The sequence below is a fragment of the Marinobacter sp. AN1 genome (assembly GCF_026013985.1).
GTDB lineage: Bacteria > Pseudomonadota > Gammaproteobacteria > Pseudomonadales > Oleiphilaceae > Marinobacter > Marinobacter segnicrescens.
Map to the genome: position 1 here is coordinate 3,497,836 of NZ_CP110342.1, position 14,615 is coordinate 3,512,450.

Consider the following 14,615-nt stretch of genomic DNA (forward strand, 5'->3'; position numbering starts at 1 on the left):
TTTCTGCACACTGACATAACGTCAGGCAATCAGGTTCGTCGATCTGTTTATGGTGGAGCCAGGCGGGATCGAACCGCCGACCTCCTGCGTGCAAGGCAGGCGCTCTCCCAGCTGAGCTATGGCCCCTAATAGAAACCACTCACCAAGCCGGCAATTTCGTTGACTCGCCGTACTCGGAGAATTGATCAGATCTAGGCGCGTTCGGGCGAAGCATACTTCAGTATGCGAGTCCGGGCGCAACGACGAGCTGGTCAATTCTGGTGGGTCTGGGTGGACTTGAACCACCGACCTCACCCTTATCAGGGGTGCGCTCTAACCACCTGAGCTACAGACCCAATTATCACTGCATCTTGTGCCACCTGAGCTGCGTTGCAGTCTTCGTTCACTCGGTCACGTACGTGTGTACGCTCCCTCCTTCACTCAGCCTGCGCCTTGTCAGCTGCCACAATCTACAGCGCTAATCTCTGCTTCATGCTTTCTCCAGGAGAAGCACTTCACAGCCGGGCCTGCAAAGACCCTTTTGCTCTCTTCACGTTAACCAAGTAATTCGTGTGGACTCTGACCGAAACCTCCAGCGTTCGTTAAGGAGGTGATCCAGCCGCAGGTTCCCCTACGGCTACCTTGTTACGACTTCACCCCAGTCATGAACCACACCGTGGTGATCGTCCTCCCGAAGGTTAGACTAACCACTTCTGGTGCAATCCACTCCCATGGTGTGACGGGCGGTGTGTACAAGGCCCGGGAACGTATTCACCGTGACATTCTGATTCACGATTACTAGCGATTCCGACTTCACGCAGTCGAGTTGCAGACTGCGATCCGGACTACGACGCGTTTTGTGAGATTGGCTCCCCCTCGCGGGTTTGCAGCCCTCTGTGCGCGCCATTGTAGCACGTGTGTAGCCCTGGCCGTAAGGGCCATGATGACCTGACGTCATCCCCACCTTCCTCCGGTTTGTCACCGGCAGTCTCCCTAGAGTTCCCACCATGATGTGCTGGCAACTAGGGATAAGGGTTGCGCTCGTTACGGGACTTAACCCAACATCTCACGACACGAGCTGACGACGGCCATGCAGCACCTGTGTTTGGGTTCCCGAAGGCACCAATCCATCTCTGGAAAGTTCCCAACATGTCAAGGCCAGGTAAGGTTCTTCGCGTTGCGTCGAATTAAACCACATGCTCCACCGCTTGTGCGGGCCCCCGTCAATTCATTTGAGTTTTAACCTTGCGGCCGTACTCCCCAGGCGGTCTACTTAGTGCGTTAACTGCGCCACTAAGACTTCAAGAGTCCCAACGGCTAGTAGACATCGTTTACGGCGTGGACTACCAGGGTATCTAATCCTGTTTGCTCCCCACGCTTTCGCACCTCAGTGTCAGTGTTGGTCCAGGTAGCCGCCTTCGCCACTGGTGTTCCTTCCTATATCTACGCATTTCACCGCTACACAGGAAATTCCACTACCCTCTACCACACTCTAGCCTGACAGTTCGAAATGCCGTTCCCAGGTTAAGCCCGGGGCTTTCACATCTCGCTTATCAAACCACCTACGCGCGCTTTACGCCCAGTAATTCCGATTAACGCTTGCACCCTCCGTATTACCGCGGCTGCTGGCACGGAGTTAGCCGGTGCTTCTTCTGTGAGTAACGTCAAGCCTCATGGGTATTAGCCATAAGGTTTTCCTCCTCACTGAAAGTGCTTTACAACCCGAAAGCCTTCTTCACACACGCGGCATGGCTGGATCAGGGTTGCCCCCATTGTCCAATATTCCCCACTGCTGCCTCCCGTAGGAGTTCGGGCCGTGTCTCAGTCCCGATGTGGCTGATCATCCTCTCAGACCAGCTACGGATCGTCGCCTTGGTGAGCCATTACCCCACCAACAAGCTAATCCGACATAGGCTCATCCAATAGCGCAAGGTCCGAAGATCCCCTGCTTTCCCCCGTAGGGCGTATGCGGTATTAATCCGGGTTTCCCCGGGCTATCCCCCACTACTGGGCAGATTCCTATGCATTACTCACCCGTCCGCCGCTCGTCAGCGGGGTGCAAGCACCCCCTGTTACCGCTCGACTTGCATGTGTTAAGCCTGCCGCCAGCGTTCAATCTGAGCCATGATCAAACTCTTCAGTTTAAATCATACAAGATCCGAAGATCTCTAATCTTGCTCAAGACAAAACTCATATTTCGACGAGTCGCTGCCTCGATATCTGTTGCCAGATGGTCTCGGCCAGCGCCCACACGAATTACTTGGTCAACTTGTTAAAGAGCGTTGAGCGTCTGCTCAATCAAGGCCGCGTATTCTACATCAGATCGCTACCTTGTCAACGGTTATTTTGAAGTTTTTGTCGCCGCTTCCGAAGAAGCCTTACACCGAAAAAACCCAAACCTTACAACCGCTTACTTCCCTTCCCGGTTCCGCCGTCGCCGGCGTTCCCTGTCGAAGTGGGGCGCATTCTACAGCCCCACCGTTTTCTGTCAACGACCTTTTTGAAAAAGTTCGTTTTTCTTCAGAATCGCTCAATCGGTAACCAAAACCCGTGCAATTTTCTTCTTGCCAGCCTGGATCACCACATTCTCGCCCCTGGAGAACTGCCGACCGACATCTTCGAGCTGCTGCCCATCTATATAGACAGCACCCCGCCCGAGCACATCCTTCGCCGCTGCACCATTCTTCACCAGCCCGGCCAACCGAAGCACCGCCGAGATTGGCAGACTATCCTGGCCATCGAGCGACACTTCAACTTCCGGAACGTTCTCGGGGATCTCGCCAAGCGCCACCCGGTTACCCGCAGACTTATGGGCGCTGGCTGCCGCTTCCGCGTCATGGAAACGAGTAATGATTTCCTCCGCGAGGATCTTCTTGAATTCCTGGGGATTCGCCCCGCCCTCAACGGCCTTGCGATACTCCGCCACCTCAGTCAGCGGGCGGAAGCTCAACAACTCGAAGTACCGCCACAGCAACTCATCCGGCATGGACAGAAGCTTGGTGTACATTTCGCCCGGCGTATCACTGACACCCACGTAGTTGCCCAAGGACTTGGACATCTTCTGGACACCATCAAGCCCCTCAAGGATCGGCATGGTCAAAATGACCTGGGGTTCCTGGCCGTAGTGCTTCTGCAGAATACGCCCCATGAGGAGGTTGAATTTCTGGTCGGTACCACCGAGTTCGACGTCAGCTTTCAGTGCGACGGAGTCGTAACCCTGAACCAGCGGATAAAGGAACTCGTGAATGGCAATGGGCTGCTCGGCGCGGTAGCGCTTGTCGAAATCATCCCGCTCCAGCATCCGGGCTACGGTATACTGGCCGGCCAGGCGAATCATGTCCGCCGCCGTCATCTTGCCCATCCACTCGGAATTGAAGACAACGGTGGTTTTCTCCGGATCAAGGATCCTGAACACCTGCTCTTTATAGGTGATGGCATTTTGCCGCACCTGCTCCTCAGTCAGCGGCGGCCGGGTTGCGCTCTTGCCCGTAGGGTCACCAATCATTCCAGTGAAGTCACCGATGAGAAAGATAACCTCGTGCCCCAGGTCCTGGAACTGGCGAAGCTTGTTAATCAATACAGTATGACCAAGGTGCAGGTCAGGAGCCGTGGGATCAAACCCGGCCTTGATGCGCAGCGGGCGACCCTGCTTCAGCTTCTCGACCAAAGCTTCTTCGGGAATCAGCTCATCCACACCACGCTTGATGATCGCCAGCGCTTCCTCTATCGATGCCATAATCCTCGAACCCCATAGCAAAAACGGGCGCTGCCGTTACAGACCTCAACAAAAGTAAGCTGAGCGTAACGGCAAACCCTGATACATTTAACGCGTCACCGGCTGCCCGGACACAGAAAAGAAGTCGCGGATTATATCAGCCGAATCGGGAAAATCTGCCGTTACGCTGTTTTTCGCTGTGACGGCGAGCGCTTTTTATACGATTCTGCTTGCTCTATACTTGAGCCAGAACTTGAATCAGATCATACAAGCTACCGACGTAGCGACAAAAATACAGGTTTTCGACGTGATCAAAACGTTCCCCAAGCTCCATCTCATCGCCGCCGCCGGTATCAGTCTCGTGGTGGGCGCCACTTTGGTTTTCAGCCCCAGTGCTGATGTCGAAGCCAAGCGCATGACTGTCAACCTGGACCTGGAAAAGCCTGGACAGCCCGTATCGGCACTGCAACTGACAGCACGGTCCGAACAGGCCAGCTCACCAAGCCCGGAAAAATCCGCACCCTCCCAGCCGGCTGAAGCCCCGACGGCGACAGACACCAAGCCAACCGCCGAGGCACCAGAAGAGTCCGTAGCAGACGCTCCCACCGAACCGGCCGAACCGGCTCTGACCTGGAGCGAACTGAAGGTTGAGAGGGGCGATACCCTGTCTTCCCTGTTCAAGCAGGCCGGATTCAATGACCGCCTGATGCTTGCCGTCATCCATGGCGAAGGCGAAGCCGACAAACTGCAACACCTCTATGTTGGCGAAACGCTGGCCTTTGCCACCAACGAACAGGGTGAGCTGGTCAAGGTGCGCCTGGACCGTAGCCGGCTTGAGTCACTACTAATCACCCTTGCTGAAGAAGGCTATGTCGGTGAAACGGTAATGGCAGAGCCCGAGCCAAGACTGGCGTTCGCCTCCGGAGAGATTGAAGGCTCCCTTTACCTGGCTGGCAAAGAAGCCGGGCTGGATGATCGCATCACCATGGAACTGGCCGGCATCTTCGGCTGGGATATCGATTTCGTCTACGACATCCGTAAAGGCGACAGCTTCGAGGTGGTTTACGAGGAGCTGTACCTGGATGGCGAAAAAATCGATGACGGCAAAATTGTTGCTGCACGCTTCGTCAACCGTGGCCGCGAAGTCGTCGCCCTTCACTACACCGATTCCAGTGGCGACAGCGATTACTACACTCCGGACGGCAACAGCATGCGCAAGGCTTTCCTGCGCACACCCATCAACGCCCGGGTGTCATCACCGTTCAACCTGCAGCGTCGCCACCCGGTACTTGACGTGGTTCGTCCCCACGAAGGTACAGATTATGCCGCACCCCCCGGCACGCCGATCAAGGCTGCCGGCGATGGACGAGTTTCCTTTGCTGGCTGGAAAGGCGGCTATGGCCGCACCGTGGTGCTCTCCCATGGTGACAACATCAGCACCCTGTACGCCCACATGAGCGGCCTGGGCAAGGGCATTTCCAGCGGCACCCGGGTCAAGCAGGGACAGACGGTTGGCTACGTCGGGTCATCCGGCATGGTGACAGGCCCGCACCTGCACTACGAATTCCGGGTTAACGGCGTCGCCCGCAACTCCAGGACCATCGACCTGCCGGAGGCGAGCCCGATCCCCGACAGCGAGATGGCCCGGTTCAAGACCGCCACTCAACAGCAGGTTGCACAGCTGAACACGCTGGGAGAGGGCTTCCGCCAGATTGCCATGGCCCAGGAAGCCGTTTCCGACCGGGACCAGTAAACCAGTGGCCCTGTACATCGGCCTGATGTCAGGCACCAGCATGGACGGCGTCGATGCCGCGCTGGTGGACCTGACGGAGGCCGGCAGGGCTTCCTTGATTGCCACACACACCGAAGCCATTCCCACCACGCTCCTTCAGACCCTGACAGCGCTCAGCCAGAATCGGGGCACACCAGACGAACTCGGTCATAGCGACCATGAGCTCGGCGAGCTCTTCGCCACTGCAGCCAATGCGCTGATCCGCAAGAGCCCGGAATCCGGTCCAATAAAGGCAATCGGCAGTCACGGTCAGACTATCCGCCACGTGCCCGATGGTGCCACTCCGTTTACCCTGCAACTGGGTGATCCCAACATCATCGCTGAACGCACAGGTATCACGACGGTCGCTGACCTTCGGAGACGGGATATGGCGGCCGGAGGCCAGGGTGCGCCCCTGGTGCCCGCGTTTCACCATGCCGTTTTTGGCTCGGATACCCAGCACCGGGCACTGGTCAACATAGGCGGCATCGCCAATCTCAGCTGGCTCCCCGCCGGCAATGAGTCAGCGGGGGGAGGATTTGACACAGGCCCTGGCAATGGCCTGATGGACAGCTGGGCCCAGCACCACCTGGGCGAACCTTTTGACCGTAACGGCGACTGGGCGGCCAGCGGACAGCTGCAAGCTCGTATTCTGGAGGGACTCCTTCAGGAGCCCTACTTCGACAGACCAGTCCCGAAAAGCACCGGTAAGGAACTGTTCAACGCCGCCTGGCTGGATGCGAAGCTACGCCAGTGGCCGGATACGGATCCTGCTGACGTCCAGCGCACCCTTCTGGAGCTGACCGCTCTCACCATTACCCGCCAGCTACCCGAAGCCCGGCCGTTGGCGGTCTATGTCTGCGGTGGGGGCGCGAAGAACGTGGCATTGATGAACCGTCTGCGGGATCTACTGGAACCAGACAAGGTTTCAGTCAGCACCACCTCGGAGTTGGGAATTGATCCGCAATGGGTTGAGGCAGCTGCCTTTGCCTGGCTAGCCAGGCAAACCATGGAGGGCCTCGCCGGCAACGTGCCTGCAGTAACAGGGGCAAGTGGCCCGCGGGTTCTGGGGGGCATCTACCCAGCGTGATTTACCGGCAGGAGTGTGAGCGGGTACCGGCACACTGGCGTGCGCTGGTACCGACTGTTGCTAGATAGAAAACGACGAGCCGCACCCACAGGTGGAAGTGGCATTGGGGTTCTGAACCACAAACTGCGAGCCTTGCAGCCCTTCCTGATAGTCAATCGTTGCGCCAACCAGGTACTGGTAGCTCATAGGATCCACAAGCAGGGTCACGCCGTCCCGCTCGATGGCGGTGTCGTCTTCCTGCTGGCTGTCATCGAACGAAAAACCGTACTGGAAGCCGGAACAGCCACCACCGGTGACGAACACCCGCAGTTTGAGGTCAGGGTTACCCTCTTCTTCTACGAGCTCTTTTACCTTGGCGACCGCACTGTCGCTGAAAAACAGGGGTACGGCTATTTGTTCCTGAACTGCGCTCAATTCTGCCTCCTGACATCCTGGAATGATGCCATTATGGTATTCCCGACCAATTTGATCAACTATTCTCCACCAGCCTGACCGGCTGACTTCCGTTCATCCATCGGGTTCGCACCCGGCTCACCCGGACTGTCATCCGGCAGGTCGTCTCCCTGCAGCCCGACCGGCTTCTGCTTATCCGCCGCACCCGGCAGCTGAGGTCGCGGCAAAGAGTCTGGGTCCCTGCTGTGAACCATATTGCCATTAACTGACGCACCGGCCGCCATTTCCACAAGGTTGTAATATACGTTACCCGTTATGGCGGCCTTGGGCGCCAGTTCAAGATGCTCACGGGCAAAAACGTCACCTTTTACGGTGCCGTTGATGATAATGTTGGGAGCGACGACATCTCCCTCGACTTCACCACACTCGGACAGGCGGACCAACGCTGCCCCGGACTCTTCATCAGCAATGATGCTGCCCTGAACACGGCCATCCACATGCAACCCACCGGTGAAGTGGATATTTCCTTCTACCCGTGTCTTTGCCGATATCAGGGTATCGAACCGACCCTGGGGACGCCTGCCTTTCTGCTTTTTCCTGCTCAACATGCTCAATTCCTCGTGATTTGCCGCCAGTCGAAGGTTCGCTCAGCCTCAGAGGCCTTATTTCCTTCAGCCTTGGCAACCACCTGGATTTCGTAGGGTTCAAAATTATCCGGCAAGGTCAGCATTCCCTCCACATCCTGGAAATACCGGAAGCGGAAACGCACGCCCAGCTCCTCCACGTCACCGGACAGGTCCCGCAGGGGAATCACTTCCTGTTCGCCGTTCCGGTCCCCTATGATATTCACTACCACGACGCCCGAAATGTAGCTTTTGTTGTCACCAACCTGGGTCAATACCAGTTTGAAAGCGTACTGACCCTCGACCCTACCTTGCCGCAGGCTCAGTTGATCCACCTGCAGCCCCTTGCTGACCTCGGACGGTGCCATGATTTTTCGATAGAAGGTGAGGTCCGCTTCCAGCGCCGCCTGGCGCCCCTCCAGTTCCGCAATGGTGTTACGAGCTGTCGTCAGGGCCTGCTCGTCAATCGCACTGGCCCGCTCAAGCTGCACCATCCTGCGGCGAACCTCGTCGTACTCCTGGGTAACCTCGGCAAGCTCCCTTGCCAACGAAGGCCGGGTCTGCACCACATCCACGATACGGTGCCCGCCCTGAGACCAGCCGACACCATAACCAACGGCACCCGAAAGGGCGCATAGCATTAACACACCTATCACCCGCCAGGGCTTCGGGTGCCGCCGGCGAGGGACAATGACATACTCATCCCGGGAATTTCGCGTTTCGCTCAAGGCGCCAATTCCATCAGGGCAACAGCGCAGGAACCCTGAGGCCCGCACGCTCATCAAGACCAAACATGATGTTCATATTTTGTACGGCCTGGCCCGCGGCTCCCTTCACCAGGTTGTCGATAACAGAGGTAACAATGACCACCGGGCTGTCTTCCTGCCGGTGCAGCGCCATGCGACAACTGTTTTCACCCCGCACGCTGCGGGTCTCCGGATGGCTACCGAAAGGCATGACATCGACGAAAGGCTCATCCCGGTAGCGCTCTTCATACAACGCCTGCAGGCGATCAAAGTCTGCGGGATCATTCAGTTCAGCATAGAGCGTTGCTTCGATACCCCGGATCATCGGGACAAGGTGCGGTACAAAGCTGACCCCTACCCTGCCAGCGGCCATCTGCTCCAGCCCCTGGCGAATTTCGGGCAGGTGCCGGTGTCCGGAGGCACCATAGGCCTTGAAGCTCTCGCCTACCTCACCATGGAGCATCCCAACCTTGCCCTGGCGCCCGGCTCCGCTGGCGCCAGACTTGGCATCCGCAACCAGGTGACCCGTCCGGACCAGTCGATTCTCCAGCAATGGCAGGAAGCCCAACTGTACCGCTGTAGGATAGCAACCGGGATTGGCAACCAGCTCGGCCTGCCTGATGGCCTCACGGGCCACCTCCGGCAAACCGTATACGGCCTTCGCTGCCCATTCTGCCGTTTCGTGGGGCATACCATACCAGCGAGCCCACACATCCAGGTCACGAATCCGGAAATCTGCTGACAGGTCCACAATCCGGACACCCCTGGCCAGCAATTCAGGTGCCATGCGCATGGCAACACCGTGGGGAGTCGCAAAGAAGACCAGGTCACAGCCTGCAAGCACCTCCACGTCAGGCTCGGTAAAGCTGAGGTCGTAGTAGCCGCGAAGATTGGTATACATATCAGCGACAGCCATACCGGCTTCCGATCGCGAGGTGATACAGGACACCTCCACATCCGGATGCGTGGCCAGAATCCTCAGAAGCTCAACCCCGGTGTACCCTGTTCCGCCGACAATACCTGCTTTAATCACCAATCTCTCCTGCTCGGCCTGTGAATATGACAATGCGTGCCTTCACCCCACCGCACGGTCAGGGCTCTGAAGGAACGTCATCATTAACGTCTTAGTCTACCATGATAAACCAGTGTCTTATTGCAGAGGCGGCAGGGCCGGTTACAATGCGTCCTAACTTGCTGAAACGGCGGTGTGCAGCGGCGATGTAATGAACGATCTGAAACAGAAACTGAGCGACAGGCTGATACCCGGATTCCGCCGGAGACTGGCCGGAGTAGATGCCCTGCCGCAACTGGCGCTGCTCGGCTTGCTCTCTGGGGTCTTTACCGGCGCCGTTATCCTGCTGTTCCGGTTCGCCATCGAATTTCCCCTTGGCTACCTGTTGCCGGAAAACGACGCCGAGAATTACGAAGACCTGGCCATGCTTACCCGCACACTCCTGCCACTGGGCGGGGCGGTCCTGCTCGGCTTGCTCCTGCACTGGCTTGCATCCCGCGACCGCAAGGTAGGGGTGGCCCATGTCATGGAGCGCCTGAACTACCACCAGGGTTACATCACCTTTCGCAGTGCACTGGTCCAGTTCGCAGTCGGGGTAGGCACCCTGCTGACCGGCCAGTCAGCGGGTCGGGAAGGGCCTGCAGTGCATCTCGGTGCAGCGGTATCCAGCCTGATGGGCCAGTGGATGCGCCTTCCCAATAACAGCATCCGCACGCTGGTAGCCTGCGGCTGCGCTGCAGCAATATCCGCTTCATTCAACACCCCCATCTCTGGCGTCATTTTCGCCATGGAAGTGGTGATGATGGAGTACACCATCGCCGGCTTCACCCCAATCATCCTGTCAGCGGTCAGCGCGGCCATTGTCACCCAGGCCGTGTACGGCAGCGAACCGGCGTTCTCGGTTCCGGCACTGACCATGAACTCACTTCTGGAAATCCCCTGGATTCTGGCGCTAGCGGTAGTGATCGCCATTGCAGCCGCCAGCTTTATCCACATTCTTTCCTGGGCCAATCGTTTCAATCATCGGCCCATTTTTCTGCGAGTCGTTTCGGCGGGCGTCCTCATGATGCCCTTCGCCCTGATCATCCCGGAGGTCATGGGCATCGGCTATGACACCGTTTCCCTTGCGATTCATGGTGAACTGCCGTTCTGGATCCTGCTTGGCGCCGGCCTCGCCAAGGTGCTCGTGACCGCACTGACAGTCGGCCTCGGCATGCCCAGCAGTATTATTGGCCCCACGATATTCATGGGTGCCACCCTGGGGGCCGCAATGGGAATGGTGGGCGCCATGGTAGCGCCTGAGCTGGCATCATCCGTGGGCTTCTATGCCATGCTCGGCATGGGCGCAATGATGGGAGCGGTTCTCCAGGCCCCGCTGGCGGCACTAATGGCACTCATGGAGCTGACCCGCAATCCGAACATCATCCTGCCGGGGATGCTGGTCATTACAACCGCCTCACTGGTGACCAGTGAGGTCTTCGCGAAGCGCTCAATCTTCCTGACCATGCTTCAGAATCAGGGCCTCAGTTACCAGAACTCACCCATTATCCAGGCGTTACGCCGGGTCTCAGTGGGCGCCATCATGGATCGTAGCGTGACCCGCATCGACAGGGAAATCAGCTATGACGCTGCGCGGGAACTCCTCAAAAGCGAACCGAAATGGCTGGTTGTCGAAGGCAGTAACGGGCCCTCTGCCCTGCTACCCTCTGTGGACCTGGCACGCTTCCTTGAGCACCTGAAAAACCGACAGGCGGAGGAGGACAAATCCCTGCCAGAGGTAATCGACCTGATGGAAATGCCAGCAAACCGCCGGGACATTGCCCCGATCCAGTACCAGGCGACCCTGGAAGAAGCGCTGGACCAGTTCGAATCCACCCAGGCCGAGGCACTTTACGTGCAGCGTCATGTCGCACCGATGATTCAGCGCATTTACGGTATCGTGCTCAAGTCCGATATCGAGAGCTACTACCAATACCGACGGAGTTGACCATGCTTTGGGTTAAAACCCTGCACATTATTTCCCTGGTTTGCTGGTTTGCCGGCATCTTCTACCTGCCAAGACTCTTCGTTTACCATGCCGCCTGTGAGGACCAGCCAGGGCGGGAGAGGTTCAAGGTCATGGAGCGCAAGCTGTACCGGGGTATCACCACTCCCTCCATGGTCGCCACGGTGATCTTCGGTGTCTGGCTCCTGAGTTACAATGTATCCGGCTATTTCAGTCAGGGCTGGCTGCACGCCAAGCTGTTGCTGGTGGCGCTACTGATCGCCTATCACTTCTATTGCGGCCACCTGGTCAAGGTATTCCGGGATGACCGTAACCGGCGCAGCCACGTATTCTATCGCTGGTTCAACGAATTGCCGGTGCTGGTCCTGGTTATCGTGGTCATTCTGGCCGTGGTCAAACCATTCTGAGGAGTTACGCCATCAACCTACATCAACGCCCCCAGGTTCTGATCGTTTCCGGACTGGACCCGTCTGGCGGAGCGGGCGTGCAGGCCGACATACAGGCCACCACCGCCCTTGGCTGTCACCCCCTGCCGGTACTGAGTTGCCTGACGGTGCAGGACACCCGCAATGTTTATAACGCCGAGGCGGTGGACGCCGACCTGGTTCGGCAGCAACTGGAGTACCTCGCGGCAGATTGCCGGATCGATGCCGTCAAGACGGGCGCCCTGGGCAATGCTGCGGTGGTCAATGCAGTGGCGGATTTTCTGGACCAGCACACATTGCTCCCGCTGATAGTCGACCCGGTCATCAAGGCAGCGGGCGGCGGTGACCTGGCTGACGATGAACTCCTCAGCGCCATGCAGCAGCGCCTCTTCGCGCGGGCCGAAGTCATTACCCCCAACGGTATCGAGCTGACGCAGCTTGGCGGGTTTGAAGACCAGCGAGACAGCGCGCGGCACCTGCTGGACGGGGGCTGCCAGGGCGTGCTTGCTACCGGCGGCCACGGTATCGGTGAGTTCATCACCAACACACTCTACCGCCAGGACCAGGCGGAAAAATCCTGGCAAATTGAACGGGTAGGCGGCGAGTACCATGGCACGGGGTGCACCCTGGCCGCAGCCATTGCCGCGGGGCGAGCGGCCGGACTATCCCTCGAAGATGCCATTGAGCAGGCTCAGCGGTTTGTCAGTGGCGCCATTAACCACGCGCTTGCGGTTGGTCACGGGCAACCCGTGCCTGACCGGGGTGTGACCTGGGCAGCTCAGGGATGACAGGACCTGTTTTCGCCAAGGGCCTGCGCCCGGGCCTTTATGCCATCACTGACAGCCGCTTGCTGCCGGATCACCAGCTGGTGGCCGGTGTAGCTGCCGCCATTCGAGGCGGTGCCGTACTGATCCAGTACCGGGAAAAGGACCTCAATACAGCGGACAAGCTCCGACAGGCAACAGCACTGACCGAACTTTGCCAGAGGGAAGGTGTTCCGCTGATCATAAACGATGACCCTTACCTGGCTCAGCAATGTGGCGCCGACGGGGTTCATTTGGGGCAGACCGATGGATCCATTGAAACAGCCCGCCACATCCTGGGGCCCGACGCCATTATCGGCGTCACCTGCCACGGCGATCTCGCCCTGGCAGAGACGGCCCGTACAAGGGGCGCGGATTACCTGGCATTCGGCCGGTTCTTCACCTCAGAGACCAAACCGGGAGCACCCCGGGCCGAAGCGGTAATTTTGGGCAAGGCGGCAGACCTGAACCTGCCACGTACCGCCATTGGCGGGGTAACCACGGATAACGGCGCGTCGCTGATCCAGTCCGGGGCAGACCTTCTGGCCGTTGTCGGCGGCCTGTTCGCCGGGAGCAGCGAGCAGATCGAATCACGGGCCAGGGCATTCACCCGGCTGTTTGCCGAGCACCACCCTCTTTTCAAACTCTGATAGCATTGCGGTCACTCTCACTGCCGAGTCCTGACCGGACTACCAACTTTCCCCGGCGACCATCAAGGAGCCTACAGATGACCCATTCCGAGACCCTGTTCGAGCAGGCCCAGAAATACATCCCCGGTGGTGTGAATTCCCCGGTACGCGCCTTCAAGGGCGTGGGCGGCTCTCCAATCTTCTTCAAACACGCCGAAGGTGCCTACCTGTATGACGAGGATGACCGTCGCTACATTGACTACGTGGGCTCCTGGGGACCCATGATCGTCGGGCACTCCAACGAGCACATCAAGCAGGCCCTGCATACCCAGATCGAACTGGGCGTAGGCTACGGTGCGCCAACCGCCATCGAAACCGAGATGGCGATGAAGGTCTGCGAACTGGTGCCTTCCATCGAACTGGTCCGCATGGTCAACAGCGGCACCGAAGCCACCATGAGCGCCATTCGCCTGGCCCGGGGCTATACCGGTCGGGACAAGATCGTAAAGTTTGAAGGCTGCTATCACGGCCACGTGGACTCACTGTTGGTAAAGGCGGGCTCCGGTGCCCTGACCCTGGGCGTACCCAACTCACCCGGCATCCCCGCCAGCCTGGCAGAACATACCATTACCCTGACCTACAACGACATAGAGGGAGTTCGCAAAACCTTCGAGGAGATCGGAGACCAGGTGGCTGCGATTATCGTGGAGCCGGTGGCCGGTAACATGAACTGCATTCCACCGGTACCAGGCTTCCTGGAGTCCCTGCGGGAAGTTTGCGACCAGCACGGTACAGTGCTGATCTTTGATGAAGTGATGACCGGCTTCCGGGTTTCACTCGGCGGCGCCCAGGGCCATTACGGCATTACCCCGGACCTGACCGCCCTTGGCAAGGTGATTGGCGGTGGCCTACCGGTTGGTGCCTTCGGCGGCAAGCGGGAGATCATGGAACACATCTCTCCGCTGGGCCCCGTCTACCAGGCGGGCACCCTGTCCGGCAACCCGCTGGCGATGACCGCCGGGCTGACCACCCTGAACCTGATTTCCGAAACCGGCTTCCACGACAGGCTGACGGCGAAAACCCGCACCCTTTGCGACGGCCTGAAAAAAGCCGCCGACGAAGCGGGCATCCCTCTGACGGTGCAAAGCGCCGGCGCCATGTTCGGCCTGTTCTTCACGGACGAGCCCGAGGTCACACGGTTTGACCAGGTCATGAACTGCGACGTTGAGCGTTTCAAGGCCTTTTTCCAGGGGATGCTGAAAGAAGGCGTTTACCTGGCACCGTCCGCCTTTGAGGCCGGCTTTACCAGTGCGGCCCTCAGCGATGAGGACATCGAAGCCACCATTGCAGCTGCAAGAAAGGTCATGGCTACCTTGTGAGTCCTGAACGGGGAGCGTGCAACAGTCCGGCAGCTCCCCGATCGG

12 protein-coding genes, 2 tRNA genes and 1 rRNA gene are annotated in these 14,615 nt (G+C 58.6%); 7 read left to right on the forward strand and 8 right to left on the reverse strand.

From position 1 onward, the window contains the following. Positions 1-50: 50 nt before the first annotated feature. From LJ360_RS16170 to tyrS, 4 genes are all read right to left on the reverse strand, one after another. Positions 51-126: transfer RNA gene (locus LJ360_RS16170), tRNA-Ala, on the reverse strand. A gap of 132 nt (positions 127-258) precedes the next feature. Beyond that, a tRNA-Ile gene (locus LJ360_RS16175) sits at positions 259-335 on the reverse strand. 247 nt (positions 336-582) lie between these two features. Further along, a 16S ribosomal RNA gene (locus LJ360_RS16180) occupies positions 583-2,123 on the reverse strand. A gap of 386 nt (positions 2,124-2,509) precedes the next feature. Further along, on the reverse strand, positions 2,510-3,715 hold the full coding sequence (gene tyrS, locus LJ360_RS16185; protein WP_091854296.1) for a tyrosine--tRNA ligase: 1,206 nt from the start codon (positions 3,713-3,715) through the stop codon (positions 2,510-2,512). A 286-nt stretch (positions 3,716-4,001) separates the two neighbouring features. On the opposite strand from tyrS, the gene LJ360_RS16190 reads away from it, so the two are divergent. After that, on the forward strand, positions 4,002-5,447 hold the full coding sequence (locus LJ360_RS16190; protein WP_091854298.1) for an OapA family protein: 1,446 nt from the start codon (positions 4,002-4,004) through the stop codon (positions 5,445-5,447). Positions 5,448-5,451: 4 nt separating this feature from the next. After that, on the forward strand, positions 5,452-6,555 hold the full coding sequence (locus tag LJ360_RS16195; RefSeq protein WP_091854300.1) for an anhydro-N-acetylmuramic acid kinase: 1,104 nt from the start codon (positions 5,452-5,454) through the stop codon (positions 6,553-6,555). Between the two features lie 60 nt (positions 6,556-6,615). Here LJ360_RS16195 and erpA read toward each other — a convergent pair whose 3' ends face one another. The 4 genes from erpA to argC are packed head-to-tail and all read right to left on the reverse strand — an operon-like array spanning position 6,616 to position 9,350. Beyond that, positions 6,616-6,969: an iron-sulfur cluster insertion protein ErpA gene (gene erpA / locus LJ360_RS16200; RefSeq protein WP_091854302.1), complete on the reverse strand. Its 354-nt coding sequence runs from the start codon at positions 6,967-6,969 to the stop codon at positions 6,616-6,618. 59 nt (positions 6,970-7,028) lie between these two features. Next, the gene (locus tag LJ360_RS16205; protein ID WP_091854304.1) at positions 7,029-7,556 is read right to left on the reverse strand and encodes a bactofilin family protein; all 528 of its coding nucleotides are present in this window, start codon (positions 7,554-7,556) and stop codon (positions 7,029-7,031) included. 2 nt (positions 7,557-7,558) lie between these two features. Further along, complete coding sequence (locus LJ360_RS16210; protein WP_091854306.1) at positions 7,559-8,299, reverse strand: DUF6776 family protein; 741 nt, start codon at positions 8,297-8,299, stop codon at positions 7,559-7,561. Positions 8,300-8,312: 13 nt separating this feature from the next. After that, the gene (argC, locus tag LJ360_RS16215) at positions 8,313-9,350 is read right to left on the reverse strand and encodes an N-acetyl-gamma-glutamyl-phosphate reductase (RefSeq protein WP_091854307.1); all 1,038 of its coding nucleotides are present in this window, start codon (positions 9,348-9,350) and stop codon (positions 8,313-8,315) included. Positions 9,351-9,540: 190 nt separating this feature from the next. Here argC and LJ360_RS16220 point away from each other — a divergent pair, with 190 nt between their 5' ends. The 5 genes from LJ360_RS16220 (at position 9,541) to hemL (ending at position 14,570) form a co-directional block, all read left to right on the forward strand. Next, a complete protein-coding gene (locus tag LJ360_RS16220) occupies positions 9,541-11,316 on the forward strand; it encodes a chloride channel protein (RefSeq protein ID WP_091854308.1) in 1,776 nt (591 codons plus the stop codon). After that, complete coding sequence (gene hemJ / locus LJ360_RS16225; RefSeq protein ID WP_245742692.1) at positions 11,313-11,741, forward strand: protoporphyrinogen oxidase HemJ; 429 nt, start codon at positions 11,313-11,315, stop codon at positions 11,739-11,741. The genes LJ360_RS16220 and hemJ overlap by 4 nt, the downstream gene beginning before the upstream one ends. Positions 11,742-11,818: 77 nt before the next feature. Further along, positions 11,819-12,547 carry a bifunctional hydroxymethylpyrimidine kinase/phosphomethylpyrimidine kinase gene (gene thiD / locus LJ360_RS16230; protein ID WP_245742694.1) on the forward strand — a complete coding sequence of 243 codons (729 nt, stop codon included), beginning with the start codon at positions 11,819-11,821 and terminating at the stop codon, positions 12,545-12,547. Continuing rightward, positions 12,544-13,212 (forward strand): thiamine phosphate synthase, encoded by a 669-nt coding sequence (thiE, locus tag LJ360_RS16235; RefSeq protein WP_091854313.1) that lies wholly within the window; start codon positions 12,544-12,546, stop codon positions 13,210-13,212. The genes thiD and thiE overlap by 4 nt, the downstream gene beginning before the upstream one ends. A 77-nt stretch (positions 13,213-13,289) precedes the next feature. Beyond that, positions 13,290-14,570: a glutamate-1-semialdehyde 2,1-aminomutase gene (gene hemL / locus LJ360_RS16240; RefSeq protein WP_091854316.1), complete on the forward strand. Its 1,281-nt coding sequence runs from the start codon at positions 13,290-13,292 to the stop codon at positions 14,568-14,570. The last annotated feature ends 45 nt before the right edge of the window (positions 14,571-14,615 follow it).